The 26,608-nt window shown below is 72.2% G+C and carries 21 protein-coding genes and 1 pseudogene; 12 read left to right on the plus strand and 10 right to left on the minus strand.

All coding sequences use genetic code 11. The annotated features are described in order from the left end of the window. Positions 1–14: 14 nt before the first annotated feature. The 6 genes from ACWH4W_RS31255 to ACWH4W_RS31280 all read right to left on the minus strand — a co-directional run bounded on the left by ACWH4W_RS31255 (position 15) and on the right by ACWH4W_RS31280 (position 4,505). Positions 15–752, minus strand: coding sequence for a TerD family protein (locus tag ACWH4W_RS31255; RefSeq protein WP_473079159.1), 738 nt, complete (start codon positions 750–752; stop codon positions 15–17). 135 nt (positions 753–887) lie between these two features. Continuing rightward, positions 888–2,027: a DUF475 domain-containing protein gene (locus tag ACWH4W_RS31260; RefSeq protein WP_473079160.1), complete on the minus strand. Its 1,140-nt coding sequence runs from the start codon at positions 2,025–2,027 to the stop codon at positions 888–890. Positions 2,028–2,075: 48 nt separating this feature from the next. Continuing rightward, positions 2,076–2,651, minus strand: a complete 576-nt coding sequence (locus ACWH4W_RS31265) for a TerD family protein (protein ID WP_473079161.1) — start codon at positions 2,649–2,651, stop codon at positions 2,076–2,078. A gap of 150 nt (positions 2,652–2,801) precedes the next feature. Next, positions 2,802–3,377 (minus strand): calcium homeostasis/redox stress adaptation protein, encoded by a 576-nt coding sequence (locus ACWH4W_RS31270; RefSeq protein ID WP_106414403.1) that lies wholly within the window; start codon positions 3,375–3,377, stop codon positions 2,802–2,804. Positions 3,378–3,490: 113 nt separating this feature from the next. Then, on the minus strand, positions 3,491–3,949 hold the full coding sequence (locus ACWH4W_RS31275) for a peroxiredoxin (protein WP_473079162.1): 459 nt from the start codon (positions 3,947–3,949) through the stop codon (positions 3,491–3,493). A 118-nt stretch (positions 3,950–4,067) separates the two neighbouring features. Next, positions 4,068–4,505, minus strand: coding sequence for a DUF3052 domain-containing protein (locus ACWH4W_RS31280; RefSeq protein ID WP_031018687.1), 438 nt, complete (start codon positions 4,503–4,505; stop codon positions 4,068–4,070). A gap of 403 nt (positions 4,506–4,908) precedes the next feature. On the opposite strand from ACWH4W_RS31280, the gene aceE reads away from it, so the two are divergent. Beyond that, on the plus strand, positions 4,909–7,656 hold the full coding sequence (gene aceE, locus ACWH4W_RS31285; protein WP_473079163.1) for a pyruvate dehydrogenase (acetyl-transferring), homodimeric type: 2,748 nt from the start codon (positions 4,909–4,911) through the stop codon (positions 7,654–7,656). Between the two features lie 62 nt (positions 7,657–7,718). On the opposite strand, the gene ACWH4W_RS31290 is transcribed toward aceE, so the two are convergent. Further along, on the minus strand, positions 7,719–8,024 hold the full coding sequence (locus tag ACWH4W_RS31290) for a small hydrophobic protein (RefSeq protein WP_473079164.1): 306 nt from the start codon (positions 8,022–8,024) through the stop codon (positions 7,719–7,721). A gap of 425 nt (positions 8,025–8,449) precedes the next feature. Here ACWH4W_RS31290 and ACWH4W_RS31295 point away from each other — a divergent pair, with 425 nt between their 5' ends. Together ACWH4W_RS31295 and ACWH4W_RS31300 are read left to right on the plus strand one after the other, a co-directional pair. Continuing rightward, positions 8,450–9,667, plus strand: coding sequence for an alpha/beta hydrolase (locus ACWH4W_RS31295; RefSeq protein ID WP_473079165.1), 1,218 nt, complete (start codon positions 8,450–8,452; stop codon positions 9,665–9,667). 67 nt (positions 9,668–9,734) lie between these two features. Further along, positions 9,735–10,610: a DUF4429 domain-containing protein gene (locus ACWH4W_RS31300; RefSeq protein ID WP_473079166.1), complete on the plus strand. Its 876-nt coding sequence runs from the start codon at positions 9,735–9,737 to the stop codon at positions 10,608–10,610. Positions 10,611–10,702: 92 nt separating this feature from the next. Here ACWH4W_RS31300 and ACWH4W_RS31305 read toward each other — a convergent pair. Continuing rightward, positions 10,703–11,155 (minus strand): annotated as a pseudogene (locus ACWH4W_RS31305) (MerR family transcriptional regulator); the annotation flags it as partial. A 94-nt stretch (positions 11,156–11,249) separates the two neighbouring features. Here ACWH4W_RS31305 and ACWH4W_RS31310 point away from each other — a divergent pair. From ACWH4W_RS31310 to ACWH4W_RS31335, 6 genes are all read left to right on the plus strand, one after another. Next, positions 11,250–11,717, plus strand: coding sequence for a GNAT family N-acetyltransferase (locus ACWH4W_RS31310; RefSeq protein WP_473079167.1), 468 nt, complete (start codon positions 11,250–11,252; stop codon positions 11,715–11,717). Between the two features lie 18 nt (positions 11,718–11,735). Further along, positions 11,736–12,557 carry a serine hydrolase domain-containing protein gene (locus tag ACWH4W_RS31315; protein WP_473079168.1) on the plus strand — a complete coding sequence of 274 codons (822 nt, stop codon included), beginning with the start codon at positions 11,736–11,738 and terminating at the stop codon, positions 12,555–12,557. 147 nt (positions 12,558–12,704) lie between these two features. Continuing rightward, on the plus strand, positions 12,705–13,685 hold the full coding sequence (locus tag ACWH4W_RS31320) for a hypothetical protein (RefSeq protein ID WP_473079169.1): 981 nt from the start codon (positions 12,705–12,707) through the stop codon (positions 13,683–13,685). 51 nt (positions 13,686–13,736) lie between these two features. Beyond that, positions 13,737–15,566: an HSP90 family protein gene (locus ACWH4W_RS31325; RefSeq protein WP_473079170.1), complete on the plus strand. Its 1,830-nt coding sequence runs from the start codon at positions 13,737–13,739 to the stop codon at positions 15,564–15,566. Positions 15,567–15,568: 2 nt separating this feature from the next. Beyond that, entirely contained in the window at positions 15,569–18,805 is a 3,237-nt protein-coding gene (locus ACWH4W_RS31330; protein WP_473079171.1) for a hypothetical protein, read from the plus strand. A gap of 533 nt (positions 18,806–19,338) precedes the next feature. Next, positions 19,339–20,913: a S8 family serine peptidase gene (locus ACWH4W_RS31335; RefSeq protein WP_473079172.1), complete on the plus strand. Its 1,575-nt coding sequence runs from the start codon at positions 19,339–19,341 to the stop codon at positions 20,911–20,913. Positions 20,914–21,005: 92 nt separating this feature from the next. Here the strand turns inward: ACWH4W_RS31335 and ACWH4W_RS31340 are convergent, their stop codons facing one another. Beyond that, positions 21,006–21,566, minus strand: a complete 561-nt coding sequence (locus ACWH4W_RS31340) for a hypothetical protein (RefSeq protein WP_473079173.1) — start codon at positions 21,564–21,566, stop codon at positions 21,006–21,008. A gap of 912 nt (positions 21,567–22,478) precedes the next feature. Continuing rightward, complete coding sequence (locus tag ACWH4W_RS31345) at positions 22,479–23,135, minus strand: pirin family protein (RefSeq protein ID WP_473079174.1); 657 nt, start codon at positions 23,133–23,135, stop codon at positions 22,479–22,481. A 143-nt stretch (positions 23,136–23,278) separates the two neighbouring features. On the opposite strand from ACWH4W_RS31345, the gene fasR reads away from it, so the two are divergent. From fasR to ACWH4W_RS31360, 3 genes are all read left to right on the plus strand, one after another. Then, positions 23,279–24,484, plus strand: a complete 1,206-nt coding sequence (fasR, locus tag ACWH4W_RS31350; RefSeq protein ID WP_473079175.1) for a fatty acid biosynthesis transcriptional regulator FasR — start codon at positions 23,279–23,281, stop codon at positions 24,482–24,484. Positions 24,485–24,573: 89 nt separating this feature from the next. Next, on the plus strand, positions 24,574–25,488 hold the full coding sequence (locus ACWH4W_RS31355; protein WP_473079176.1) for an ACP S-malonyltransferase: 915 nt from the start codon (positions 24,574–24,576) through the stop codon (positions 25,486–25,488). A 21-nt stretch (positions 25,489–25,509) separates the two neighbouring features. Continuing rightward, on the plus strand, positions 25,510–26,541 hold the full coding sequence (locus tag ACWH4W_RS31360; RefSeq protein ID WP_473079177.1) for a ketoacyl-ACP synthase III: 1,032 nt from the start codon (positions 25,510–25,512) through the stop codon (positions 26,539–26,541). Positions 26,542–26,608 lie beyond the last annotated feature (67 nt).

The raw sequence follows: 26,608 nt of genomic DNA on the forward strand, positions 1-26,608 counted from the left end.
GGGCGGCCCGCGGCTCAGCGGTGGGGCTTGGTCTTGGAGCCCCTGCCCCACTGCAGGCCCCAGCCGTACAGGCGGTCCAGCTCGGCCTGGAAGCCGTAGACGAACCGCACCTCGCGGCGCACGACGATCTCGTTCTTCACGTTCTCGATCAGCACCACCGCGCAGGAGCGGGCCTGCGGCTGGCGTTCGTCGAGGGCGATCTCGATGCGCGGGCCGTTGCTCGGGTAGAGCGTGACGACGGCCTTGGTGCGGTCGAAGGCCGGGGTCTGGTCGTAGATGTAGACGAAGACCAGCAGGCGTTTGATGTTCTCCCGCTGGTCGAGGTTGACGTAGATCGTCTCACCGGAGCCGGAGCCGAACCGGTCGTCACCGCTGAGCTTGACGTACGGCGGGTCGTTGACGTCGCCCAGATAGCCGCCGAGGGGCTGCACCACACCCTTGGTGCCGTCCTGCAGCTCGTACAGGCAGCCCAGGTCGAGGTCGACGTTGACCATGGACTGACTGTGTGCGATGACCTCCGGCGGCTTGAGCGCCTTGAACGGGTGGCGCAGCAGGCTCTCGCGCTGCAGGCCGCCGAAGTCGGAGGTGCGCATCTGCCAGCTCAGGTTGATGCGCAGATGCCCGGTGGCGGCGCCCTGTTTGGTCAGGGACACGTGTGAGTGCCGCTTGGTCAGCTCGATGGCGTTCGTGGCCGCGTTGCCGGAGACGAAGTCGTCGTTCCGCCCGCGCCGCAGTCCGTCCAGTAAACCCATTCCCGCCCCATGTCCACTCGTCGGGCCCCCGCCGGTGGCCGCGGGGCGCCGGTGCGCCGCACGGCCGACGGGGCGGCCACGAGGACCGGGTCCTCGTGGCCGCCCCGTCGAGAGCGTTCCTCACCCGGAGGGCTGTCACACCCCGGACGAGACCTCTGTCTTCTCTCCCGCGGTCGCCTCGGCCGCGGCGAGCCGCTTGTTGCGGAGCACGGAGGACCAGAAGGAGGCGCCGATCAGGACGACGCCGATGAGACCGGTGATGAGCTCGTTGATCTCGTACTGGATGGTGACGAGCAGGATCAGCGCCAGGGCGCCGATCGCGTAGTGCGCGCCGTGCTCCAGGTAGACGTAGTCGTCCAGGGTGCCCTGGCGGACCAGGTAGACCGTGAGCGACCGGACGTACATGGCGCCGATGCCGAGGCCGAGCGCCATCAGGACGATGTCGTTGGTGATGGCGAAGGCGCCGATCACACCGTCGAAGGAGAAGGACGCGTCCAGCACCTCGAGGTAGAGGAACATGAAGAACGCGGCCTTGCCGCCCACGGCGATCGCCGACTTGGGCTTGCCCGCGCGTGCGGCCTTCTCCTCCTCTTCCTCTGCCTGCTCCTCCTCCTCTTCGAGCTTGTTCTCGAAGTAGCCGGAGAGTCCGCCCACGATCATGTAGGTGATCAGACCGGCGATGCCGGACAGCAGAACCGTCTCCGCCTTGTCCACGTGCGCGCCGCCGTGCTGGTGGGCGTTGGAGGCGAAGGTCACGGCGGAGATCAGCAGGACGACCAGCGCGACGCAGACCGACAGCATGTCGACCTTGCCGAGCTTGGACAGCGGCCGCTCCAGCCAGGCCAGCCATTTGTGCTCCCGGTCCTCGAAGACGAAGTCCAGGAAGATCATGAGCAGGAACATGCCGCCGAAGGCCGCGATGGCCGGGTGGGCGTCGGTGACGAGCTCCTGGTAACGGTCCTTGTCGCTCAGCGCGAGGTCGACCGCCTCGATGGGGCCGAGCTGCGCGCTGACCGCGACGATGACGACGGGGAACACCAGCCGCATGCCGAAGACGGCGATCAGGATGCCGATGGTGAGGAAGATCTTCTGCCAGAAGGCGTTCATCTTCTTCAGGATTCCGGCGTTGACGACCGCGTTGTCGAAGGACAGCGAGATCTCGAGGATCGAGAGGATCGCCACGATCCCGAAGGCGGTCCACCCCCCGAAGAGGAATGCTGCGACCAGGCCGAGCGCGGTCACCGCGAACGACCAGCCGAAGGTTTTCAGAACCACTGGCTACCCCATGTGTGTGAACGGGTCTCCCCCGCCGCCGTGGCGGCTTTACGAAACATTGACCCCGAAGTCTAGAGCGATGCCGCGCAGACCCGACGCGTACCCCTGCCCTACCGCACGGAACTTCCACTCGCCCTGATAGCGGTACAGCTCACCGAAGATCATCGCCGTCTCCGTGGAGGCGTCCTCGCTGAGGTCGTACCGGGCGAGCTCCTGGCCGTCCGCCTGGTTCACCACGCGGATGAAGGCGTTGCTGACCTGGCCGAAGGTCTGGCCGCGCTCGTCCGCCATGTGGATGGACACCGGGAAGACGATCTTGTCGCACTGCGGCGGCACCTTGGAGAGGTCCACCAGCAGGGACTCGTCGTCGCCCTCGCCCTCACCGGTCAGGTTGTCGCCGGTGTGCTCCACCGAGCCGTCCGGGCTCGTGAGCTGGTTGTAGAAGACGAACCACTCGTCCCCCATGACGCGGCCGCCGCTGCACATCAGCGCACTGGCGTCGAGGTCGAAGTCGGCGCCCGTGGTGGAGCGCGCGTCCCAGCCGAGCCCGATCATCACCTGCGTGAGGTCGGGTGCGGCCTTGGACAGGGAGACGTTCCCCCCTTTGGCGAGCGTGACGCCCATGATGATGGTCCCCCTCCGGGTGGTCTTCCAGGTGGTCCTGCGCTCCCCGCGAGGGGGCGTCCCCGGGCGCCGCGCGCTGCGTGCGCGCGGCGCCCGGGCGAGGGCCGTACGGGACGGCCCGCCCGGGTGCGTACCCGGGACGTGCCCGTCTCAGACGTTCACGCCGAAGTCCTGCGCGATGCCGCGCAGGCCGGAGGCGTAGCCCTGGCCGATGGCGCGGAACTTCCACTCCGCGCCGTGGCGGTACAGCTCGCCGAAGACCATGGCGGTCTCGGTCGAGGCGTCCTCCGACAGGTCGTAGCGGGCGATCTCGGCGCCGCCGGCCTGGTTGACGACGCGGATGAACGCGTTGCGCACCTGGCCGAAGGACTGCTGGCGGTTCTCGGCGTCGTAGATGGAGACCGGGAAGACGATCTTCTCCACGTCGGCCGGGACGGTGGCCAGGTTGACCTTGATCTGCTCGTCGTCGCCCTCGCCCTCACCGGTGAGGTTGTCACCGGTGTGCTCGACGGACCCGTCGGGGCTCTTGAGGTTGTTGAAGAAGATGAAGTGCTGGTCGCTGGCGACCTTGCCCGAGCTGTTCAGCAGCAGGGCACTGGCGTCCAGGTCGAAGTCGGTGCCGGTCGTGGTGCGGACGTCCCACCCCAGTCCGACGATGACCGCGGTCAGGCCCGGCGCCTCCTTGCTCAGCGATACGTTGCCGCCCTTGCTGAGGCTGACTCCCACGAGTCCTCCCTTGGTGTCCCGGGGGCGGGATGCCCCGTTGTGCATGGATGTCGGATCAACGAGTCGATCCTAGTGACGGGTTCCCCGGGCCCGCAGACCCTGGGGACGGACGCTCACAGGGTGTCGAGCGCCGCGAGGTACTCGCCGGGGTCACGGGCGTCCGCCATCGCGCTGGTCACGGTGCGGCGCACCACGCCCTGTTTGTCGATCACGAAGGTGCCCCGGACCGCGCAGCCCTTGCCCTCGTCGAAGACGCCGTAGGCGCGCGAGACGTCGCCGTGCGGCCAGAAGTCGCTGAGCAGCGGGAAGGGCAGGTCCTCCTGCTCGCCGAAGACCCTGAGGGTGTGGATGGAGTCGTTGGACACGGCGAGCACCTCGGCGTCGCGCTCGGCGAACTGCTCCAGCCGGTCGCGGATCTCGCTCAGCTCGCCGGTGCAGACACCGGTGAAGGCGAACGGGTAGAAGAGCAGCACGACGTTCTTCTGCCCACGGAAGTCGGACAGACGCACCGGGGCGCCGTGATTGTCCTTGAGTTCGAAGTCGGGGGCCTGCTCGCCGACCGGGATCGTCATCGTCGTCCTCGTCGCTCCGGGGTGGTGCCGTGCGACCACCCTACGCAGGCCGGACGAGGGCCCCGCGAACGGGCCGACGCGTGCTGCGCACGTCGTCGCCGGCCCGTCCGGGGGTGGGTCACCGCTTCGACTTGGCGGCCTTCGGGGTCGCCAGCCGGCTGCCGCTCCAGTCCTTGCCCACACTGACGCTCTTGGACGCCGTCAGGCCGGCCGTGGTGGCGGCCTCCGAGATGTCACTCGGCTCGACGTAGCCGTCCCGGCCGGTCTTCGGCGTGAGCAGCAGGATCGCGCCGCCCTCTTCGATGTACGTGGTGGCATCCACCAGCGCATCCGTCAGGTCGCCGTCGTCGTCACGGAACCACAGCACAACGGCGTCGGCCACGTCGTCGTAGTCCTCGTCGACGAGGTCGCTCTCGATGACGCCCTCGATGGCCTCGCGGAGCTCCTGGTCGACGTCGTCGTCGTAGCCGATCTCCTGGACCACCTGCCCGGGCTGGAACCCCAGCCTGGCGGCAGGGTTCGTCCGCTCCTCCGCGTGGTCCGCGGTCGCGCTCACGGGTTGCCTCCTGATCATGTCTTGGGAATAACTCAGCCACGCGCGTGCGCGAAGCATTGGCCGTAGTCCACACGGGCGGGACGGATCGCGCAAGTACCCGGCCGTGCGGACCGCCGAAACGGTGACGATCCTGGCCGGGTCACCGCAACTTCAGGCACACCGCCCTCGTCAGCAGTGATGGACACCACACCTTTGTGCCCTGTTTGGGCGTTTGGGAACCGTCTGTGGGTACGAGACTCGCATGTACTCGCCCCTTGCGTCACCGTACCGGCCCCGGCGCGGGATTACCTCTCGGTAGAGATGACGTCCGCGGCCGCGGGGTGGAGCATGGGAGCGGCGCACACCGGGCCGTGACGAGCGAGACGGCGGCCCTTCTCCGGCCCTCTGACAGGTAAGGAACAGCGTGGCTTCCGCATCCGATCGCAGCCCGATCATCATTGGCGGCCTTCCGAGTCAGGTTCCTGACTTCGACCCCGAGGAAACCCAGGAGTGGCTCGACTCCCTCGACGCCGCGGTCGACGAGCGCGGCCGGGAGCGGGCCCGCTATCTGATGCTGCGGCTGATCGAGCGGGCCCGCGCCCGGCGCGTGGCCGTGCCCGAGATGCGCAGCACGGACTACGTCAACACGATCCCCACCCGGGCCGAGCCGTTCTTCCCGGGCAACGAGGAGATCGAACGCAAGATCCTGAACGCGACCCGCTGGAACGCCGCCGTGATGGTCTCGCGCGCCCAGCGCCCGGGCATCGGGGTCGGCGGCCACATCGCCACGTTCGCGTCCTCCGCGTCGCTGTACGACGTGGGCTTCAACCACTTCTTCCGCGGCAAGGACGAGGGCGACGGCGGCGACCAGGTCTTCTTCCAGGGACACGCCTCGCCGGGCATCTACGCCCGCGCGTACCTGCTGGACCGGCTGAGCGAGCAGCACCTGGACGGGTTCCGCCAGGAGAAGTCGAAGGCGCCGTACGCGCTGTCGTCGTACCCGCATCCGCGGTCGATGCCGGACTTCTGGGAGTTCCCGACGGTGTCGATGGGCCTCGGCCCGATCGGCGCCATCTACCAGGCGCGGATGAACCGCTACATGCACGCGCGCGGCATCGCGGACACCTCGAGGTCGCACGTGTGGGCGTTCCTCGGCGACGGTGAGATGGACGAGCCGGAGTCGCTGGGCCAGCTGAGCATCGCCGCGCGCGAGGGCCTGGACAACCTCACCTTCGTCGTCAACTGCAACCTGCAGCGGCTGGACGGCCCGGTGCGCGGCAACGGGAAGATCATCCAGGAGCTGGAGTCGGTCTTCCGCGGGGCCGGCTGGAACGTGATCAAGCTGATCTGGGACCGCACCTGGGACCCGCTGCTGGCCCAGGACCGCGACGGCGTGCTGGTGAACAAGATGAACACCACGCCGGACGGCCAGTTCCAGACGTACGCCACCGAGTCGGGCGCGTACATCCGGGAGCACTTCTTCGGCGACGACCACCGGCTGCGCGCGATGGTCGAGGGCATGACCGACGACCAGATCCTGCACCTGGGGCGCGGCGGTCACGACCACCGCAAGATCTACGCGGCGTACAAGGCGGCCCTGGAGCACAAGGGCCAGCCGACGGTGATCCTGGCGAAGACGATCAAGGGCTGGACGCTCGGCCCGAACTTCGAGGGCCGCAACGCCACGCACCAGATGAAGAAGCTGACGGTCGACGACCTGAAGCACTTCCGCGACCGGCTGCACCTGCCGATCCCCGACAAGGACCTGGAGTCCGGGCTGCCGCCCTACTACCACCCGGGGCCGGACACGGAGGAGATGCAGTACATGCACGACCGCCGCCGGTCCCTCGGCGGGTACGTGCCGACCCGGGTGGTGCGCGGCAAGCCGCTGGCGCTGCCGGACGACAAGGCGTACGCGAGCGTCAAGAAGGGCTCGGGCCAGCAGTCCATCGCGACGACCATGGCCTTCGTGCGGCTCCTGAAGGACCTCATGCGGGACAAGGAGATCGGCCGCCGGTTCGTGCTGATCGCACCGGACGAGTACCGCACGTTCGGCATGGACTCGTTCTTCCCGAGCGCGAAGATCTACAACCCGCTGGGCCAGCAGTACGAGGCGGTGGACCGGGAGCTGCTGCTCGCCTACAAGGAGTCCCCGCAGGGGCAGATGCTGCACGACGGCATCTCCGAGGCGGGCTGCACGGCCTCGCTGATCGCGGCGGGCTCGGCGTACGCCACGCACGGCGAGCCGCTCATCCCGGTGTACGTCTTCTACTCGATGTTCGGGTTCCAGCGCACCGGGGACCAGTTCTGGCAGATGGCCGACCAGCTGGCGCGCGGCTTCGTCCTCGGCGCGACCGCGGGGCGGACCACGCTGACCGGCGAGGGTCTCCAGCACGCGGACGGGCACTCGCAGCTGCTCGCCTCGACCAACCCGGCGTGCGTCGCGTACGACCCGGCGTTCGGCTACGAGATCGCGCACATCGTGCGGGACGGGCTGCGCCGGATGTACGGCTCGTCCGAGGAACACCCGCACGGCGAGGACGTCTTCTACTACCTGACGGTCTACAACGAGCCCATCCAGCACCCGGCGGAGCCGGAGAACGTGGACGTCGAGGGCATCGTCAAGGGCCTGTACCGCTTCAGCGAGGGCCGGGACGGCTCGTACCCGGCGCAGATCCTGGCGTCCGGGGTCGCGCTGCCGTGGGCGATCGAGGCGCAGAAGATCCTCGCGGAGGAGTGGGACGTCAAGGCGGACGTCTGGTCGGCGACCTCCTGGAACGAGCTGCGGCGCGAGGCGGTGGAGTGCGAGCGGCACAACCTGCTGCACCCGGAGGAGGAGCAGCGCACCCCGTACGTGACGCGCAAGCTGGCCTCGGCGCGGGGGCCGGTGGTGGCGGTGTCGGACTGGATGCGGTCGGTGCCGGACCAGATCGCGCGCTGGGTGCCGGGGACGTACCAGTCGCTGGGCGCGGACGGGTTCGGCTTCGCGGACACGCGCGGTGCGGCGCGGCGGTACTTCCACATCGACGCGCAGTCGATCGTGCTGGCGGTGCTGACGGAGCTGGCGCGCGAGGGGCACCTGGACCGCTCGGTGCTGAAGCAGGCGATCGACCGGTACCAGCTGCTGGACGTGACGGCCGCGGACCCGGGCGCGGCGGGCGGCGACGCGTAGGCAGGGGAAACGGCTGAGCCCCCGGCGCGTCGCCGGGGGCTCAGCCGTGTGGTGCCCGGGTGTCAGAGCATGCCGGAACCGATGCCGCCCGCCCCGGCCAGCCAGATGACGGCCAGGAGCGTGTCGATGGCGCCGAGGACCAGGGCGATCAGGGCCGGCACCGAGCGGGAGCCCGCCCAGCTGCGGCCCATCGCCAGCCAGCCGCACACCATCGCCACCGGGCCGAGAATGATGCCCAGGACGAAGAAACCGGCGACGGCGCAGATGGCTCCGACGATCCCGAGCGTCGCGCGATCCGGCCCGGACCGTGACCACGTCCGGCCACTGGTGCGGGGGTGCCTGCGCGTTCCGTGTCCAAAGCTCGCCATCGTCAACTCCCTGATGGGTTGGTTGACATGGCGGGTACCCCCGCTCCCGTGACGAATTCCCCCCGCGCGTACGGCGGGTGACCGCCGCCCGCACGCCGCGGCCGGCCCTCCCCCGTGCCCTGCGCAGGACGTGACCCGCTGCGACCTGGGCACGGTCCGGAGGGGAGGGGCCACCGCACCGGTTCACCCTGACGGGCGGAACCCGCTCCGGCGGCACGTCAGGAGACCGTCGGGAAACCGTCGGATGCGACCGGCTCCCGCCCCGCCTCCACGTTCCCGCCTCCACGTTCCCGCCTCCGCGTTCCCGCCTCCGCGTTCCCGTCACGAACCGGCATGCGGACTCATCCCTGAATCGGCGCGACGAAACGTGATCCCGGTCACTGGGCCCCCGCGAGACACTCCCGTTCTCCTAATGTGTCCTTCCAGTGACTTCCTTCGACACCACCCCTCAGCTCAACGTCTGGCGGGCGCTGCTGGCGCTCCTCGTGGTCTTCGTGATGCTGGCGACCACCGGCTGGACGGCACGGCGCCATCAGCGCCACCCCGCTCCCCTGCAGGCGTCGCTCGCCGCGTGGGAGGACGGCCGGGTGGCCGGGAGGCGGCTGCCCGACCCGCAGTCGGCGCCGACGCGGCTGGCCCGGTTCTTCGCCTCGCTCACCGACGCGCAGCGGCTGCGGCTCGCCGAGCGCTATCCGCTCGCCGTCGGCAACATGAACGGCGCGCCGGTCGAGCTGCGCTACCGCGCCAACCGGATCGCCCTGGCCGAGGCGCACGCGGTGGAGCTGCGACGGCTGCACGACAGCCGGCTCACGCCCGCGGGCCAGCGGCAGGCGGCCCGCAGGACGGACCGGATCGAGGCGCTGATGCGGCCGGGCCGGCACATCCTCGCCTTCGACCCGGCGGGTTCCGGGCGGGTCGCCGAGGTCTTCGGCGACCTGGGCCGGGCCGAGCGGGTGTCGGTGGTCGTCCCCGGCGTCGACACCGACCTGCTCACCTTCCAGCGCTCCCGCGGCAGGCACTCCGCACCCGCGGGGATGGCCAGGTCACTGTACGAGGCCCAGCGGGACGCCGATCCCGCGACCCGCACGGCCGTGATCGCCTGGGCCGACTACACCGCGCCCAGCGGACTCGGCATGGACGCGGCCACGGCGATGCGCGCGGAGGACGGCGCGGGCCGGCTGGACGCGATGGTGCGGGGACTGCCCGGCCCGGCCCCGGTCTCGCTGTTCTGCCACAGCTACGGCTCGGTGGTCTGCGGACTGGCCGCGCACGGGCTGCCGGACCGGGTGTCCGACATCGCCGTGGCCGGCAGCCCGGGGATGCGGGTGGAGAACGCCTCCCAGCTGCGCACCACCGCCCGGGTGTGGGCGATGCGGGACGCCGACGACTGGATCCAGGACGTGCCCTACCTGGAGCTCGGCGGACTGGGCCACGGGGCCGACCCGGTGGCCGACGGGTTCGGCGCGCGGGTGCTGTCGGCCCGTGACGCCGAGGGGCACGCCGGGTACTTCGCGCCCGGGACGGACAGCCTGCGGAACTTCGCGGGCATCGGAGTTGGCGCATACACGGCGGTGTCGTGCGCACACCGGGACGGGGCGTGCCTGGCGGGTTTGTCCGGTACGACCCCTACCCGACGCGCGTAGAGGCGGGGATACTGCGGTACACACGGGGGAGGGGACGGGGAGGCTCGTGCCGCATACGATGAGCCGCATGGGTGACGTACTGGCCGGATTTCATGCCGCCTGGGAGTTCGAGTCCGACTCCGTGCTCATCCGTTACGTACGAGGGATTCGAACACCCAAGCTATTCCAGGCGCTCGGTGAACGGCGCGTGCCGCTGGAGGCGATCGAGGGCGTGACCCTCACGCCCGGGAAGCGCGGGACCGTGGTCCTGCGGCTGGAGCCCCGGCCGGGAGCCGACCCGCTGATGGAGGCGGCCGCCGGGCAGTTGAAGGAGAGCAGCGACCCCTACCGGCTGGTGCTGCCCGCCGAGCGGGAGACGCTCGCCGAGTACTACGCCGACGAACTGCGCGACCGGCTCACCGAGTCGGGCCCCGCCGAACGCCATCTGGTGGCCGTGCCCGAGCCGCCGCTGCAGTTCAAGGCGTACGACGGCAAGGCGACGTTCGACGGCATGTCGGTGGCGTTCCGCTGGTTCTGGACGGGGGCGTCCTCGGCGAAGTGGAAGGCCGGCGACCAGCATTTCCCCGTCTCCGAGCTGAGCGGGGTGGAGTGGCGTTCGCCCGAGGTGTTCGAGGGCCATCTGCGGCTGCTGCGCCGGGACACGACGGTGCCGGCCCCGGCACAGGCCGACCAGGACCCCGCCGCGGTGGTGTTCGGGCTCGGGTACGGGCCCGTGCACGAGTCACTGCCGTTCGCGGCGGCTGTGCTGGCCGCGGCGCGGGACGGTGCGGCGGTGCCGGCGATATCGTCGCCGGCGGCGGTCGCGGGCGGGGTGACCGCCGCTCGGCGGGATCCCGCGGACATCGCCGAGCGGATCCGGCATCTCGGGGAACTGCATCAGGCGGGGCTGGTGACGGACGAGGAGTTCTCCTCGAAGAAGGCGGAGTTGCTGGCGGAGCTCTGATCCGTCCCCCGGGCGCCGGTCCGCCGTGGCCGGCCGCGCGGTTCCCCGCGTTCCCCGGCGCCGTCGTGACCGGGTGCGCGGTCCTCGGGCCCCTCCGCGGCCGGGGCGCGCCCGGCGTCCGCGTAGAAGCTGATCTTGCGGTCCAGGACGGCCAGGGTGCCCTGGAGCTCGGCGATGCGGGCCAGCACGTCCTCGCGGGTCGCCTCGAGCAGCTCGAAGCGCTCGGCGTACGTGTGGTCGCCGGCCCGGACCAGTTCGGCGTAGCGCACCATGTCGGCGACCGGCATGCCGGTCAGGCGGAGCTTGCCGACCAGGGCGAGCCAGTCGAGGTCGCGGTCGGTGTAGCGCCGCTGCCCGGTGTGGGAGCGGTCGACGTGCGGCATGAGGCCGATGCGCTCGTACCAGCGCAGGGTGTGCGCGGTCAGCCCGGTGCGGGCGGCCACCTCGCTGATCGTGTACGTGTCCTTGCCGTCCGGCCGCCGGCCGCCTCGCGGGGGCCCGGCGCAGGTGTCGGTCCTGGTGTCCGTGGTCTCCGTCACCGTCATGGCGTCCACGCTAGATCCTCGCAGTGCGCTCCGGGCAAGCGGCCGCGGCCGGAATCGGGCGGACGTGCCGGGGTTCTCCGGTTATCGTGCGGGCATGACCTCCGCACGCCGAGCGACACCCGACGACGCGGGGGAAGTGCTGCGTCTGCGCCAGGTGATGATCGACTCGTTGGCCGGATCGGACCCGTCCACCGCCTGGCACGCGGTGTCCCTGCCGGGCCTGCGCGACCGGCTGGCGGCGGACGGCTCCTTCGCCGTGTTCGTCGTGGACCACCCGGAGCGGCCCGGCGCCCTCGCCGCGATGGTGGCCGGCACGCTCGACTACCGCATCGGCAACGCGCGGAACCCGCTCGGCACCGACGGCCACGTCTTCAGCGTCGCCACCGCCCCGGACGCCCGCCGCCGGGGTTACGCGCGGGCCTGCATGCACGCGCTGCTGGAGTGGTTCCGCGAGCGGGGCGCCGGGCGGGTCCGGCTGTCCGCCAGCCCGGAGGCCGAGCCCCTGTACCGGTCGCTGGGGTTCACGCCCAGGCCGGACCCTTCGCTGGAGCTCAGACTGTGAACGCTTAGGCTCGTCGGCATGTCGCTGAAGAGCCTCGCGTCGATCGAGAACTGGCCGGTCCCCACCGCTGCGGCGGGGGTGGTACGGGCGGACGGCGCCGTCCTGGGCACGCACGGGCCGGCCGGGCGCCGCTTCCCGCTGGCCTCGGTCACCAAGCCGCTGGCCGCCTACGCGGTGCTCGTGGCGTACGAGGAGGGGGCGGTCGAGCTGGACGAGCCGGCCGGCCCGGACGGCGCGACGGTCCGGCACCTGCTGGCGCACACCTCGGGCCTGGCCTTCGACGAGCACCGGGTCACCGCCGCGCCCGGCGAGCGGCGGCTGTACTCCAACGCCGGGTTCGAGCAGCTCGGCGACCACGTGGAGAGGGCGACGGAGATCCCGTTCGCCGAGTACGCGTGGCAGGCGGTGCTGGAGCCGTTGGGGATGACGTCCACCTCGCTGGCGGGCTCCCCCGCCAAGGACGGTGTCTCCACGGTGGACGACCTGCTGCGGTTCGCCGCCGAGGTGCAGGCGCCGCGGCTGCTGGACCCGCGGACGGTGGCCGCGGCGATGACCGTGCAGTACCCGGGCACCAAGGGCGTGCTCCCGGGCTACGGGCACCAGAACCCGAACGACTGGGGGCTGGGCTTCGAGATCCGGGACGGCAAGTCGCCGCACTGGACGGGCGCCTCGTCCTCGCCGCGCGCCTTCGGGCACTTCGGCCAGTCGGGCACGTTCCTGTGGATCGACCCGGACGCGGGCGCGGCCTGCGTGGCGCTCACCGACCGGGCGTTCGGACCCTGGGCGGTCGAGGCGTGGCCGCCGTTCACCGACGCGGTGCTGGCCGAACTGCGCGGCTGACTCCCGCCGTCCGCCCGGATGTGCCGCAACCACCGGCGCCACCTGCGGGGTTGGCGTGGGGCCGGTGTGAAAACCCTGTGGAAGCGATGTCGGTGGCGCGCCCTATGATGCGCCGGACGATCACGCGGGACCCGGGGAGGGCGCGACATGTTCGGTAAGTTGTTCGGCAGGGGCGAGGGCGGACCGGAGGCGGATCCGTACGCCCTGCCGGCGCCGCGCAGGAAGAACGGGACGTACGTCCTGCGCGCCCTCGGGGACACGCGTGTGCTGGCCGTCGTGGAGGCCGCGGACGCGGGTGACTGGGAGGCGGTCAGGACGGCCCTCACCCCCTTCGACCTGGGCCGCGAGCACCGCGTCCTCGGCCAGCTGGCCGACCTGGACGGGGTGCAGGACTGGATCGGCCGCGCCGTCGAGGAGGACAAGGAGCACCGGGCCCTGGCCCTGCTGATCTCCGGGGCGCGGCACATCAAGTGGGGCTGGGAGGCCCGGACCAGCGCGCGTGCCGCGGACGTCACGCGGGAGCAGTGGCAGACCTTCTACGAGCGGCTCCGCGTCGCCGAGCGGCAGCTCTTCGAGGCCGCCGAGCTGCGTCCGGACTGGATCACGCCGTGGCGCCAACTGCTCACCTCCGCGCGCGGCATGTCGCTCGGCTCCCCGGTCGCGGAGGTCCGGCGCGACGCCGCCCTGCGCCGTGACCCGCTCGACCTGGAGATCCACCTCGAGTGGCTGTCCCAGCTCCAGCCCCGCTGGGGAGGCGAGCCGGGGGAGGCCCTGGAGTACGCCCGCGCGGCGTTCGCCGCCGCACCCGACGGCCACCGGCTCGGCTGCGCCGTCGCCATGGCGTACATCGAGGAGTGGGTGGAGTCCGACGACGGCGACTGCCTGCAGCAGCCCCAGATCCGGGCCGAGCTGAGGCAGGCGGCGGAGCGCAGCGTCCTGCACCGCGCCTACGAGCGCCGCCTGGGCTGGCAGGGCGACTACAACATCTTCGCCATGGCCCTGTCCCTGGCCGGGAGCAGCACCGCCTCGAACGTCTTCCGCGAGCTGGAGGGCGCGTACACCGAGTGGCCGTGGGTGTACATGTCCGAGCCGCAGAAGGCGTACGCGCGCTTCCGCAAGGCCTTCTGAGCCCCGGCTCGCCCCCGTCGCCACCGCACGCCCTCACACCCCGGACCGCCGATGACCCTGCCCGAGAACACTGCCGACCGCACCTTCCAGGTGGACCTGCGCGGTCTCGTCGACCTGCTCTCCCACCACCTCTACTCCAGCCCCCGCGTCTACCTGCGTGAACTGATGCAGAACGCGGTGGACGCGCTCACCGCCCGGCACGCCCTCGAACCGGCCGCGCCCGCCGGCTCGTTCGGCATCCGGCTGTACGCCGACCGCTCCGTGGTCCGCGTCGAGGACGACGGCGTCGGCCTCACCGAGGCCGACGTGCACACCTTCCTCGCCACGATCGGCCGCAGCAGCAAGCGGGCCGACGGGATCGCCGAGCGACGGGGCGACTTCATCGGCCAGTTCGGCATCGGCCTGCTGTCCTGCTTCCTGGTCGCGGACGAGATCCACGTGGTCAGCCGGTCCGCCCGCACGCCCGGCGCGCCCGCCGTGGAGTGGCGGGGACGCGGCGACGGCAGCTACACCGTGCGCACCCTGCCCGCCTCCGCCCGGCCCGCCCCCGGCACCACCGTCACCCTGACCCCGCGCGCCGACGCGGGCGAGTGGACCGCGCCCGCGCAGGTGCGGGGCCTGGCACGGCACTTCGGCTCGCTGCTGCGGCACCCGGTGACCTTCGACGACGGCTCCGGCCCCGCCGTGCCGGTCAACCCTCAGGAGGCGCCCTGGGCGCGGACGTACCCGACTCCGGGCGCCCGGTCCCGCGCGCTCGCCCGGTACGGCGAGGAGGTGTTCGGCTTCGCGCCGCTGGACACCATCGAGCTGGACCTGCCGGCCGTGGGGCTGAAGGGCATCGCGTGCGTGCTGCCGGAGGCGGTGCCGGCCGGACGCCGTCACGGCCACCGGGTGCACGTCAAGGGCATGCTGCTGTCCGAGCAGGCGGAGGAGATCCTGCCCGACTGGGCGTTCTTCGTGCGCTGCGTCGTCGACGCGGAGAGCCTGCGCCCGACGGCGTCCCGTGAGTCCCTGTACGAGGACGACACCCTGGCCGCGGTGCGCGACGCGCTGGCCGAGAAGCTGCGCGCGTGGATCGCCCGCGTCGCCGCCAGCGACCCCGAGCTGCTGCACCGCTTCCTCCAGGCCCACCACCTGTCGGTGAAGTCGCTCGCCGTGCACGACGACGAGATCCTGCGGATGCTGCTGCCGTGGCTGCCGTTCGAGACCACCGACGGGCACTGCACGCTCGACGAGTTCTCCCGCACCCACCGCACCGTGCTGGTGACGTCCAGCGTGGAGGAGTTCCGGCAGGTCGCGGCGATCGCGTCGGCCGCCGGTCTCGGCGTGGTCAACGGCGGCTACACCTACGACCGCGAACTGGTGCACCGGCTGCCCGAGATCCGGCCGGAGGTGAGCGTCGCCGACCTCGACCCGGCGACCCTGACCGCGCACCTCGACCCGGTCGACCGGGAGACGGAGCTGGCCGCCGCGGCCTATCTGGCGCTGGCCCGTGACGCCCTCGCGGTGTTCGACTGCGACGTGGCGCTGCGCTCCTTCCAGCCGGCGTCCGCGCCCGCCCTGCTGGTCGACAGCCGGGAGGCCCGGCACGAGCGCACCCGCTCCCGGCTCGCCCGCGAGCAGGAGGGCGGCCTGTGGGGCGACATCCTGGGCGCCCTGCAGCAGGAGGCGCCGCGCGCCCAGCTCGTCCTCAACCAGCTCAACCCGCTGGTGCGCACCGCCGTCGCGATCGACGAGCCGGAACTGGCCCGCACCAGCGCCGAGGCCCTGTACGGGCAGGCCGCGCTGCTGTCCCGGCGTCCGCTCAGGCCCGCCGAGTCCAGCCTCATCAACCGCTCCTTCCTCGACCTTCTCGCCCACGCCCTGCGCAAGGACAGCTGACGATGCAGACCCCGCCCCAGACCACCGACGAGCTGTACGAGGCGCTGCGGGAGAACGACCGCCGCCCCTACGGCCGGACCCGCACCGTCACCGCCGAGGAACTCGCCGAGGCGGCCGAGCTGTTCGGCGAACCGGTACCGCTGATCCACGCCCTGCTGGAGCTCCAGGAGGCGTACACCTACGGCTCCGAGCCGCGGAAGTCGCCGGTCGTGTTCGCCCGGCTGCTGAACCTCTTCGACGAGCAGCCGGACGTGTTCGACGACCGGCTGCGCCACCAGCTGTTCTGGCGGTTCAAGTGGGTCGCCGGCGCCCTGCTCAGCCTGCCCGAGATACCGCTGGTCAGCCTGCGCCAGTGGCTGACGGAGATGCGCGACCGCTACGAGAAGGCCGGCCTCGACCTCCAGCCGTACTACGGGCAGGCCTACCGGCTCGCCGTCCACACCGGTGAGGACACCGTGCCGGCCTACGAGTTGTGGGCGGGCCGGGCCCGCGTCCCGCTCAGCGACTGCGAGGCCTGCGAGACCTGCGCCCGCGCCCTGCACCACCTGGCGTCCGGCGACGACGAGCGGGCGCTGCGCACCTGGGAGCCCGTGCTGGCCGGCAAGGAGTCCTGCCAGGAGGAGCCGGCCCGTTCCATCTCGCACGCGCTGCTGCCGCTGCTGCGCACGGGCCGTACCGACGAGGCGCGTGGTCTGCACCTGGCGGGGTACCGCGGCTGCCGCCGCAACCCGTCGATGGCCGGGGAGGTCGGCCGCCACCTGGAGTTCTGCGCGCTGACCGGAAACGAGGCGCGCGGCCTGGAGCTGCTGGCGGAGAACCGCAACCTGTTCGACGAGGTGGACTCGCCGCTGGAGCAGCTCGACCTGCTCACCGGTGTGGAGGTGCTGCTCGCCCGTGTCGAGGCCCTGGGCCACGGGGAGCTGCCCGCCGCCGGGTTCCCCGGCCGGAGCTGGACGGTGGCGACGCTGCGCGCCGAGGTGCGCGAGCGCGCCGACGACCTGGCCGCCCGTTTCGACGCCCGCAACGGCACGACGGCGCACTCCGACCGCCGCGGGACCCGCCTCGGCCGGGCGCCGCTGCTGGAGTCGCTGGAGCTGACGCTGCGCCCGCGCACCCTGGAGGACGCGGCGCCGGCGCCGGCCGCTCCGGCCCCGGCGCCCGCCGAGACCCTGCCCGAGTCGCCGGCCGACCTGATCAGGCGGGCGCGGGAGCTGGACGAGCAGGGGCACCCGGACGCGCACGCCTGCTGGGCGCGGCTGCGCGACCTCGTCTCCGCCCGCGACTACGTCCACCCGGACGACCCGGAGACGGGCCCGCTGGTGCGGCTGCGCGCCGACCTGCTGGAGGAGGAGGCGACGCTGGCGGAGCGCGGGGACGCGCACGAGGAGGCGGCGGCCCTGTACGAGGAGGCGGCGGGGCTGTACGAGGACGCGGGGCTCGCGGGTCACGCGGTGTTCGCCCGGGCGAGCGCGGTGCTGGCGGGGGCGCAGGTGCCCCCGCCGGGTGCGGAGGCCGAGGGCGCGCGGCCTGAGGGCGCGGACGCCGAGGGCGCGAGCGTCGAAGGCGCGGACGCCCAGGGTGCGGGCGCCGGGGGCGCTGGCGCCGGGGGCGCTGGCGCCGAAGGTGCGGGCGTCGAGGGCGCGCGGCCTGAGGGCGCGGACGCCCAGGGTGCGGGCGCCGGGGGCGCTGGCGCCGAAGGTGCGGGCGTCGAAGGTGTGGGCGTCGAGGGCGCGCGGCCTGAGGGCGCGGACGCCCAGGGTGCGGGCGCCGGGGGCGCTGGCGCCGAAGGCGCGCAGGCCGAAGGCGCGGACGCCGAGGCACGGGCCGCCGCCCGGGCCGCCGTGTTCACCGAGGCGCACGCGGAGCTGGTGCGGCTGCACGAGCAGGCGTCCGGGATCGCTCCGTACCTGGAGGCCCGGCTGCTGCGCCTGAGGGTGAGCGCGTGCGGCCTGCGGCTCCAGGCGTCCGGGGACAAGGCGCAGGTGGCCCCGGTCCTCGCCGAGGCGGAGCTGCTGTACGACTTCGCCGTCCGGCACGGGCTCACCGGGCAGATCGCCGCCGCCCGGCTGCTGCGGGCCACCACGCACGCCATGGCCGGCGACCTGCCCACCGCGCACGCCGAGGCGGACGAGCTGGTCGCGCTGCTGCGGACGGACGGGCCCGCCTGGCACCTGCCCCGCGCCCTCTCCCTGCGCGGCAAGATCCAGCTCGGCCTCGGGGACGCGGAGGCCGCCCACGCGAGCCTCAGCGAGGGGATGCGGCTGACCGCCGAATGGCCCGCCGAAGCGGTCGACGCCCCGGACCTGCACGGCGAACTGGCGCAGGCGTGCCTGCATCTGGGCCGCCCCGACGAGGCGTTGCGGCACCTGACGCGGTCGGCGGAGCTGGAACTGCGGGCGGGCAACCGGTTCGACGCGTTCTGCGCCTACAGCAACGCGGCCCAGCTCAGCCTCGACCTGGGCCGGATCGAGGACTGCATCGCGCTGCTCGACTCCCTGCTCGTCGAGCCGGACGTCGTCGACGGCGAGCTGGACGACCGGCTCGTCGCCCAGCTGCGCCTGACCCGCGCCCGCGCGCTGCGCGCCGGTGACGACCTCAAGGCCGCCACCGCGGAGTTCGTCGCCCTCGCGGCCGAGTCGGCCGACTGGGACGACGATCCGGGGAGCCACGCCATGATCGCTGCGGAGACCGCCGTACTGCTCGGCGAGGCCGGGGAGTTCGGCAAGGCCCGGGAAGCGGTGGACCGGGCGCTGGCCGCCCACGCCCGCGACCCGCGGTTCGAGATGCTCAGCAACGCCCTGCGGGAGCTGGCCCGTCTCCAGGCTCACCGGCAGGGCCCCGACGGCCTGGCGGGCGCCCGCGTCTTCCTCGACGACGCCGGCCGGGTCGCCGACGAGGCCCGCGCCGTGGGCTTCGAGGCGCACGGCCGCTCCCTGGACACGGCCCTGGCCTACGAGCACGGACGGGTCAACGCGTACGCCGGTGCGTACGACGAGGCGCTGGCCGCGCTGGAGAAGGCCCTCGGGCTGCTCGGGGAGCCGGGCGAGGACTCCGGCCCGGCCGGGGAGTGGGCGGAGTGCGTCCGCCTGGCCGGTGTCGTGGAGGGCATCTACCTGGAGCGCACCGCCGCGGCCCTCGCGCGGATCGAGGCGGCGGCGGACCGGCTGACGTCCCTCGGCCACACGGAGCTCGTCGAGGAACTGACCGCTCTCGCGGCGAGGCTGCGCGACGAGGACTGAGCGTCACGGCCCGGCCGGGCCACGGGCCGGTGACCGAGTCGACGGTCACCGGTCCGGTGCTCTTGTACCGGTGGGACGTCTGCCGCACGGCGAAGGTTCATGGAGCGACTGCGTGGTCCACTCCCCACCCCGCTGGGCACTCCGCGTGACGAGGCGGCCGTCGCTCCGCAGAGGGGATCCCCCGTACCGGACCGGACGAAGGGGACGTGACGTGCGGCGCGGCACGGTTCCGTGAATTCACTGTGACAGTGATCTCGTTTACCCAGCGTTTCCGTACCGTTTGATGACCTTGTGTCATTTCCCCTGTGCGGCGCGGAGGTTAAGACACGTCAGCACCCCTTGTGCAATCCGCGTAGACCGTTCAATCTTTCGGCTGGCGGCAGGCAAATGCGATCGCGGTCACATCGTCCGCGCTTGGCATGTGCCTGACATACGTGCGTTCCGGCGACCCGGTGCGGACGCCCGCCGCGCGGCGCCTCACCCCCAGGAGGCGCGACCCCCACACTCCCCACCTGTCGAGGAGGAACCCTCAGATGGCAGTGCAGCGAAACACCAGGCGCAGATCGATCGCCGGCGTCGGCGCGGTCGCCGCGGCGGCTCTCACGGGCGGCCTGTTCACCGCTCCCGCCGCGCACTCCGCCGAATCCCCCCAGGGGGCGATCGCCTACGCGGACGCGCCGAACGCGGTCGAGGGCAGCTACATCGTCACCCTGAAGCCGGACACCGAGGCCGCCTCCACCAAGGGCAAGGGCCTGGCCGAGAAGTACGGTGCCGACGTCGAGCACACCTTCCGCGAGGCCGTCAACGGCTACACCGTCGAGGCCACCGAGGCGGAGGCCGCCGCACTGGCCGCCGACCCCTCGGTCGCCCTGGTCGAGCAGAACCGCGCCTTCACCATCCAGGCCACGCAGACCAACCCGCCGTCCTGGGGCCTGGACCGCATCGACCAGACCGCGCTGCCGCTGAACAACTCCTACACGTACGACGACACCGCCGGCCAGGGCGTCACCGCGTACATCATCGACACCGGTGTGCGCGTCTCCCACAGCGACTTCGGCGGGCGTGCCCGCAACGGCTACGACGCCGTCGACGGCGACAACGTCGCCCAGGACGGCAACGGCCACGGCACCCACGTCGCCGGCACGGTCGCGGGCAGCGCGTACGGCGTCGCCAAGAAGGCGAGCATCGTCGGCGTGCGCGTCCTGGACAACAACGGCTCCGGCACCACCGCCGGCGTGATCGCGGGCGTCGACTGGGTCGCCGCCAACGCGGTGCTCCCGGCCGTCGCCAACATGTCGCTCGGCGGCGGCGCCAGCACCACGCTCGACAACGCGGTGCGGCGCGCCATCGCCGCGGGCGTCACCTTCGCGGTCGCCGCGGGCAACGAGTCCACCACGGCGACCGGTTCCCCGGCCCGGGTGTCCGAGGCGATCACCGTCGGCGCGACCACGTCCACCGACGCCCGCGCCAGCTACTCCAACTACGGCGCGAACCTGGACATCTTCGCGCCGGGCTCCTCCATCACCTCCGCCTGGCACACCGGCGACAGCGCCACCAACACCATCTCCGGCACCTCGATGGCCGCCCCGCACGTCGCCGGCGCCGCGGCCCTCTACCTCGCGGACAACCCGTCGGCCACCCCGGCGCAGGTCGCCTCCGCGCTGGTCGCGGACTCCGTCTCCGGCGCCGTCTCCAACCCGGGCAGCGGCTCCCCCAACCGCCTGCTGAAGGTCGGCGGCAGCGGCGGCACCACCCCGCCGCCCGGCAAGACCTTCACCAACTCCACGGACTACTCGATCCGCGACCGGTCGACCACCGAGTCCCCGATCACCGTCACCGGCGTCTCCGGCAACGCCCCCTCGGCCCTCCAGGTCCCGGTGAACATCGTCCACACCTACATAGGCGACCTGACGGTCCAGCTCGTCGCTCCCGACGGCTCGCTCTACACCCTCAAGTCCTCCGGCACCGGCGGCTCCACGGACAACATCAACACCACGTACACCGTGAACGCCTCCTCGGAGACGGCCAACGGCACGTGGAAGCTGCGCGTCACCGACAGCTACTCCGGCGACACGGGCTACATCAACAGCTGGGGCCTGACCTTCTGAGGTCCTGAGCACAGCGCCCCCCCTCCGCCCCGGCAGGTGATCCCCCCCTGCCGGGGCGGAGGCTTGTCCGGACGGCGACCGGCCGCACCGGTTCACCGGTGTCCCCAGACCTCCTTTGGTGTGATGTCCCATGAAGTCCCCGCGATACCCATCGTGTTGTGGAACGACGCCCAGCTCACGACGGAGTCACCCGTGCGCTGCGAGCCCCGGTCGAACCCGTACCCGGGCCAGCCCAGATCTCCTGAGGGGCTGAACCAGATGCCCCTGCCCTGCTCGACGGCGTGCGCCTCCAACTCCGCGTCCAGCTCCGTCGGCACGCGCCCGATCAGCCGGATCCCTTCGCAGACGACCTGCGGACCGCACACCCCGTCGACCAGCACGCAGGTCAGTCCGACGCCCTCGACGAAGTAGCTCTTGAGGGCCGGACGCTGTCCACGCGATTCGGCTCGGCGGAACTCAACACACCACTGCGAACGATGAACGTTCCACCGGACGATTTCGCGTTCCTGGGCCGTGAATCCGAGCCCCGCCATGACGTCGACGGCTTCCTCCCGACCGACACCGAAGTGCAGCGGCCCCACCGCTCGATGCGGGACGTACTCCCACTCCTCGCGCTCCGAATCCGTCAGTCTCACCCGGTGGTCCTCGCTCACGGGCTCATCCTCCGCCACGCCACCACGCGTTCCGACGACGCCCTCCCGTACCCGCCACCGCGCGGCAACTCGCGCTTACGCTCGCCCCCGTCCCGCTGGATCACTACGGCTGGCCTCCGTAGCTTGCGCTGGCGTCGACGCGGACCCCCACCGCAGGCTGTGCCGCATGGAGTTGATCGCGCGGGGCCGGGAAGCCGACGTGTACGCGCTGGACGGGTCCAGGGTGCTGCGGCGGTACCGGAGCGGGGCCCCACCGGTCTGGAGTCACGCCTGATGGTTCACCTCGCGGCATGCGGGTACCCGGTGCCGCAGGTGACTGCGTGAACAGTGGGACCCGAAGTGTTCACGCTTTTCGGTGAGAGTGTCGTTCCCTGAGGGCGGCGACGAACGCGGCCCGGGGCGCGGCAGCGTTCCCCCTGGGCCACCGGGCTGCGCCGCCGTCGTCTTCGGCCCGCCAACGAGTACGCGGGGCAGCCGATGTGGCGACCATCACGGCCCCCCCTCCTCCGCCGGGTGCGGCACGAACGCGTCGTCACGGTCGTCTGCGACAGGCCGGGGCCGACCCCGCGCGCAGCCGTCCTCACGGATCCGCTTCTCGCCCCGCCCCGCTGCCCGCAGAGCAGGAAGGACGAACCGCTCGCGGGGCTCGCCCTCGTTCCACTCACATGCGTCGATCCCTGTCGAGACAGGTGTACTTCATGCCTCCGCCCCTGCCGGCGGCGCTGAAATGACAAGGTCGAGCGGAGTCGTCCAGCCGCAGTGCGCAGACGCACTCCACCGGTGGACGCCCTGTGTCCGCACCGGCACCTCACAGGACGTCACACATGAGGTCACCGTCTCGTGACCCGTAGGGCGACGGACCCGCCCATGACGTCGTGCACGCGGTACCCCGTCGCTGTTCCTCACCCCGGGTCAGAACGCCGACATCTCCCACATCAGCACCTCCGCCTCCGTGACCGCCACCGCCTCCGCGTCCTTCTCGTCCGTGAGGCGGGCCGCGTCGCCCGGGTTCAGTGCCTCGCCGTCGAGGCGGACCGTGCCGCGGACCACGTGGACGTAGACGTGGGCCGCCGCGGGGACCGCCGTGCGCTCCCCCGCCGACAGCCGGCGGACGTGCAGCATCGCGCCCGCCTCCGGGAGGGCGTACGGCGTGGAGTCGGCTATGCCGCGGACGACCTCGTAGCGGGGTTCGCCGCCCGGCTTCAGGGGGGCCAGCCACATCTGGAGGAAGGTCAGCGGGGCGCGGCCCGCGTTGCGCTCCACGTGGCGGACGCCCGACGCCGCGCTGAGGCGCTGGAGGTCGCCGGGGCGGATCACCGTCTCCTCGCCCGTGGAGTCGCGGTGGGTCAGCTCGCCGGCGATGACCCACGTGACGATCTCGGTGTGGCTGTGCGGGTGCTCGTCGAAGCCGGCGCCCGGACCCAGGTGCTCCTCGTTGCAGGCGATCACCGCGCCGAAGCGCAGGTTGTCCGGGTCGTAGTGGGGGCCGAAGGAGAGGGCGTGCCACGACTCGATGCCCGCCGCCGGGTCTCCGCCCCTGTAGCGCTCGCTCGCTCGCCTGACGTCCATCACACCTCCCACCGTAGGCCCTGCCGGAGGGTGCGGGGACGGCGCACGGCGGGGGCACCGGGGCCCGGACGCGGGGCACGGACGCGGGGGCGGGCGCGACCCTGGGGCACGGTCCGCCGTCCGGATGAGGCAGTCTTGTCCCCGTGCCCGAACCCGAAACCACTGCCCCCGGACCCGCCGCACGCCCCGCCCATCCGCACACAGCGACGCTGAAGCGGCTGGAGCAGTCCTCGGGCAGTCTCGCCGCCCAGGCCATCGCGCGGATGGACGAGACGCTGCCCTGGTACCGGGCCATGCCGCCGGAGAACCGCTCCTGGATCGGCCTGGTGGCCCAGGCGGGCATCGCCGCCTTCACCGAGTGGTTCCGGCGCCCCGACGCACCGCAGGCCATCTCCACCGACGTCTTCGGCACCGCGCCGCGCGAGCTGACCCGGGCCATCACGCTGCGGCAGACCGTGGAGATGGTGCGCACCACCATCGAGGTGATGGAGACCGCCATCGACGAGGTGGCGGCCCCCGGCGACGAGAACATGCTGCGCGAGGCGCTCCTCGTGTACGCCCGTGAGATCGCGTTCGCCACCGCCCAGGTGTACGCCCAGGCCGCCGAGGCACGCGGTGCCTGGGACGCGCGCCTGGAGTCGCTGGTGGTGAACGCCGTGCTCAGCGGGGAGGCCGACGAGGGCGCCGTGTCCCGGGCCGCCGCGCTCGGCTGGAACTCCCCGGAGCACGTGTGCGTGGTGCTGGGCACCGCTCCCGACGGGGACTCCGAACTCACCGTGGAGGCCATCCGGCGGGCCGCCCGGCACGCCAAGCTCCAGGTGCTCACCGGGGTGCTCGGCGACCGGCTCGTCGTCATCGCGGGCGGCAGCGACAACCCGCTGGCCGTCGCGAAGTCGCTGATCGGCCCGTACGCGGCCGGTCCCGTCGTGGCCGGCCCCGTGGTGCCGGACCTGCTGGCCGCGACCCGGTCCGCGCAGGCCGCCGCCGCGGGCCTCAAGGCGTGCTCCGCCTGGCAGGACGCCCCGCGCCCGGTGCTGGCGGACGATCTGCTGCCGGAGCGCGCGATCGCCGGGGACCCCTCGGCGCGCGAGCAGTTGGTGGAGGAGATCTACAGACCGCTCGAGGAGGCCGGCGCGGCGCTCCTGGAGACGCTCAGCGTGTATCTCGAACAGGCGAGCAGTCTCGAGGGCGCGGCGCGGATGCTGTTCGTTCACCCCAACACCGTTCGTTACCGGCTCCGACGTGTGACAGACGTCACCGGATGGTCACCCTCCGATGTACGCTCGGCGTTCACCCTGCGGATCGCGCTGATCCTGGGACGTCTGGCTGATGGTGATCTCCAGACCTAGCCTTTTGTGGAGGGTCGACAAAACCCCCTCCGGTTCTTCGTCCTTGTCCTCACGGGCGGCCGTGCCCGTACGCAAGAGAGAGTGTGAGAGTGCTCGTACTCGTCGCTCCCGGCCAGGGCTCCCAGACGCCCGGCTTCCTGACCGAATGGCTCGAACTCCCCGGTGCCGCCGACCGCGTCGCCGCGTGGTCGGACGCCATCGGACTCGACCTCGCCCACTACGGCACGAAGGCCGACGCGGACGCGATCCGCGACACGGCCGTCGCCCAGCCGCTGCTGGTCGCGGCCGGGCTGCTGTCCGCCTCGGCACTCGGTGACATCGCCCCCGGCGCGGTCGCCGGTCACAGCGTCGGCGAGATCACCGCCGCCGCCCTCTCCGGCGTCCTCGACGACTCCGCCGCCCTCTCCCTGGTCCGCAAGCGGGGCCTGGCCATGGCCGACGCCGCCGCGATCACCGAGACCGGCATGGCGGCGCTGCTCGGCGGCGACCCCGAGGTGACCGTCCCGCACCTGGAGAAGCTGGGCCTCACCCCGGCGAACGTCAACGGGGCCGGCCAGATCGTCGCCGCCGGCACCAGGGAGCAGCTCGACGCGCTGCAGGCCGACAAGCCCGAGGGCGTCCGCCGGGTCGTCCCGCTGCAGGTCGCCGGCGCCTTCCACACCCGTCACATGGCCCCCGCCGTCGACACGCTGGCCGAGGCCGCCAAGGCCCTCGCGCCCGCCGACCCGAAGGTCGCCTACGTGTCGAACAAGGACGGCGAGACGGTCGCGTCCGGCGCCGAGGTGCTGGAACGCCTGGTGGGCCAGGTCGCCAACCCGGTCCGCTGGGACCTGTGCATGGAGACCTTCGAGGAGCTCGGCGTCACGGCCCTGCTGGAGCTCTGCCCCGGCGGCACCCTGACGGGCCTGGCCAAGCGCGCCCTGCCCGGCGTCAGGACGCTGGCCCTGAAGACCCCCGCCGACCTCGACGCGGCCCGCGAGCTCGTCGCCGAGCACACCGCCTGACGCCCTTAAGGAGCCGACCGCATGGCGAAGATCAAGCCCAGCAAGGGCGCCCCGTACGCGCGCATCCTCGGCGTGGGCGGCTACCGTCCCACCCGGATTGTGCCGAACGAGGTGATCCTCGAGACGATCGACTCGTCCGACGAGTGGATCCGCTCCCGCTCCGGCATCGAGACCCGGCACTGGGCCGGGCCCGAGGAGACCGTCGCCGCGATGTCGGTCGAGGCCTCGGGCAAGGCGATCGCGGACGCCGGCATCGACGCCTCGCGGATCGGCGCCGTCGTGGTGTCGACCGTGTCGCACTTCGCGCAGACCCCGGCCATCGCGACCGAGATCGCCGACAGGCTCGGCACGGACAGGGCCGCCGCCTTCGACATCTCCGCCGGCTGCGCGGGCTTCGGCTACGGCCTGACCCTCGCCAAGGGCATGATCGTCGAGGGTTCCGCCGAGTACGTCCTGGTCATCGGCGTGGAGCGGCTGAGCGACCTGACCGACCTGGAGGACCGCGCGACGGCCTTCCTGTTCGGTGACGGCGCGGGCGCCGTGATCGTCGGCCCCTCGCAGGAGCCGGCCATCGGCCCGACCGTGTGGGGCTCCGAGGGCGACAAGGCCCAGACGATCAAGCAGACCTACTCGTGGGACCGCTTCAGGGGCGGTGACCTCTCCGAGCTCCCCCGGGACAGCAAGGGCGACCTCAAGTTTCCCGCGATCACCCAGGAAGGCCAGGCGGTGTTCCGCTGGGCCGTGTTCGAGATGGCGAAGGTCGCCCAGCAGGCGCTGGACGCGGCCGGGATCACCGCGGACGACCTGGACGTCTTCATCCCGCACCAGGCCAACGTGCGGATCATCGACTCGATGGTGAAGACCCTCAGACTGCCGGAGCACGTCACGGTCGCACGTGACATCCGCACCACCGGCAACACCTCGGCCGCCTCGATCCCGCTCGCGATGGAGCGGCTCCTGGCGACCGGCGAGGCGAAGAGCGGTGACACCGCGCTCGTCATCGGCTTCGGGGCGGGTCTCGTCTACGCCGCGACTGTCGTTACCCTCCCCTAGGCACTCCGTGCCGGATCATGCTTCCGGTGCAGGAGAAAGCACCGCCACACCCTCTGGAATCACAACG

The sequence above is a fragment of the Streptomyces sp. DSM 120436 genome, from assembly GCF_055778765.1.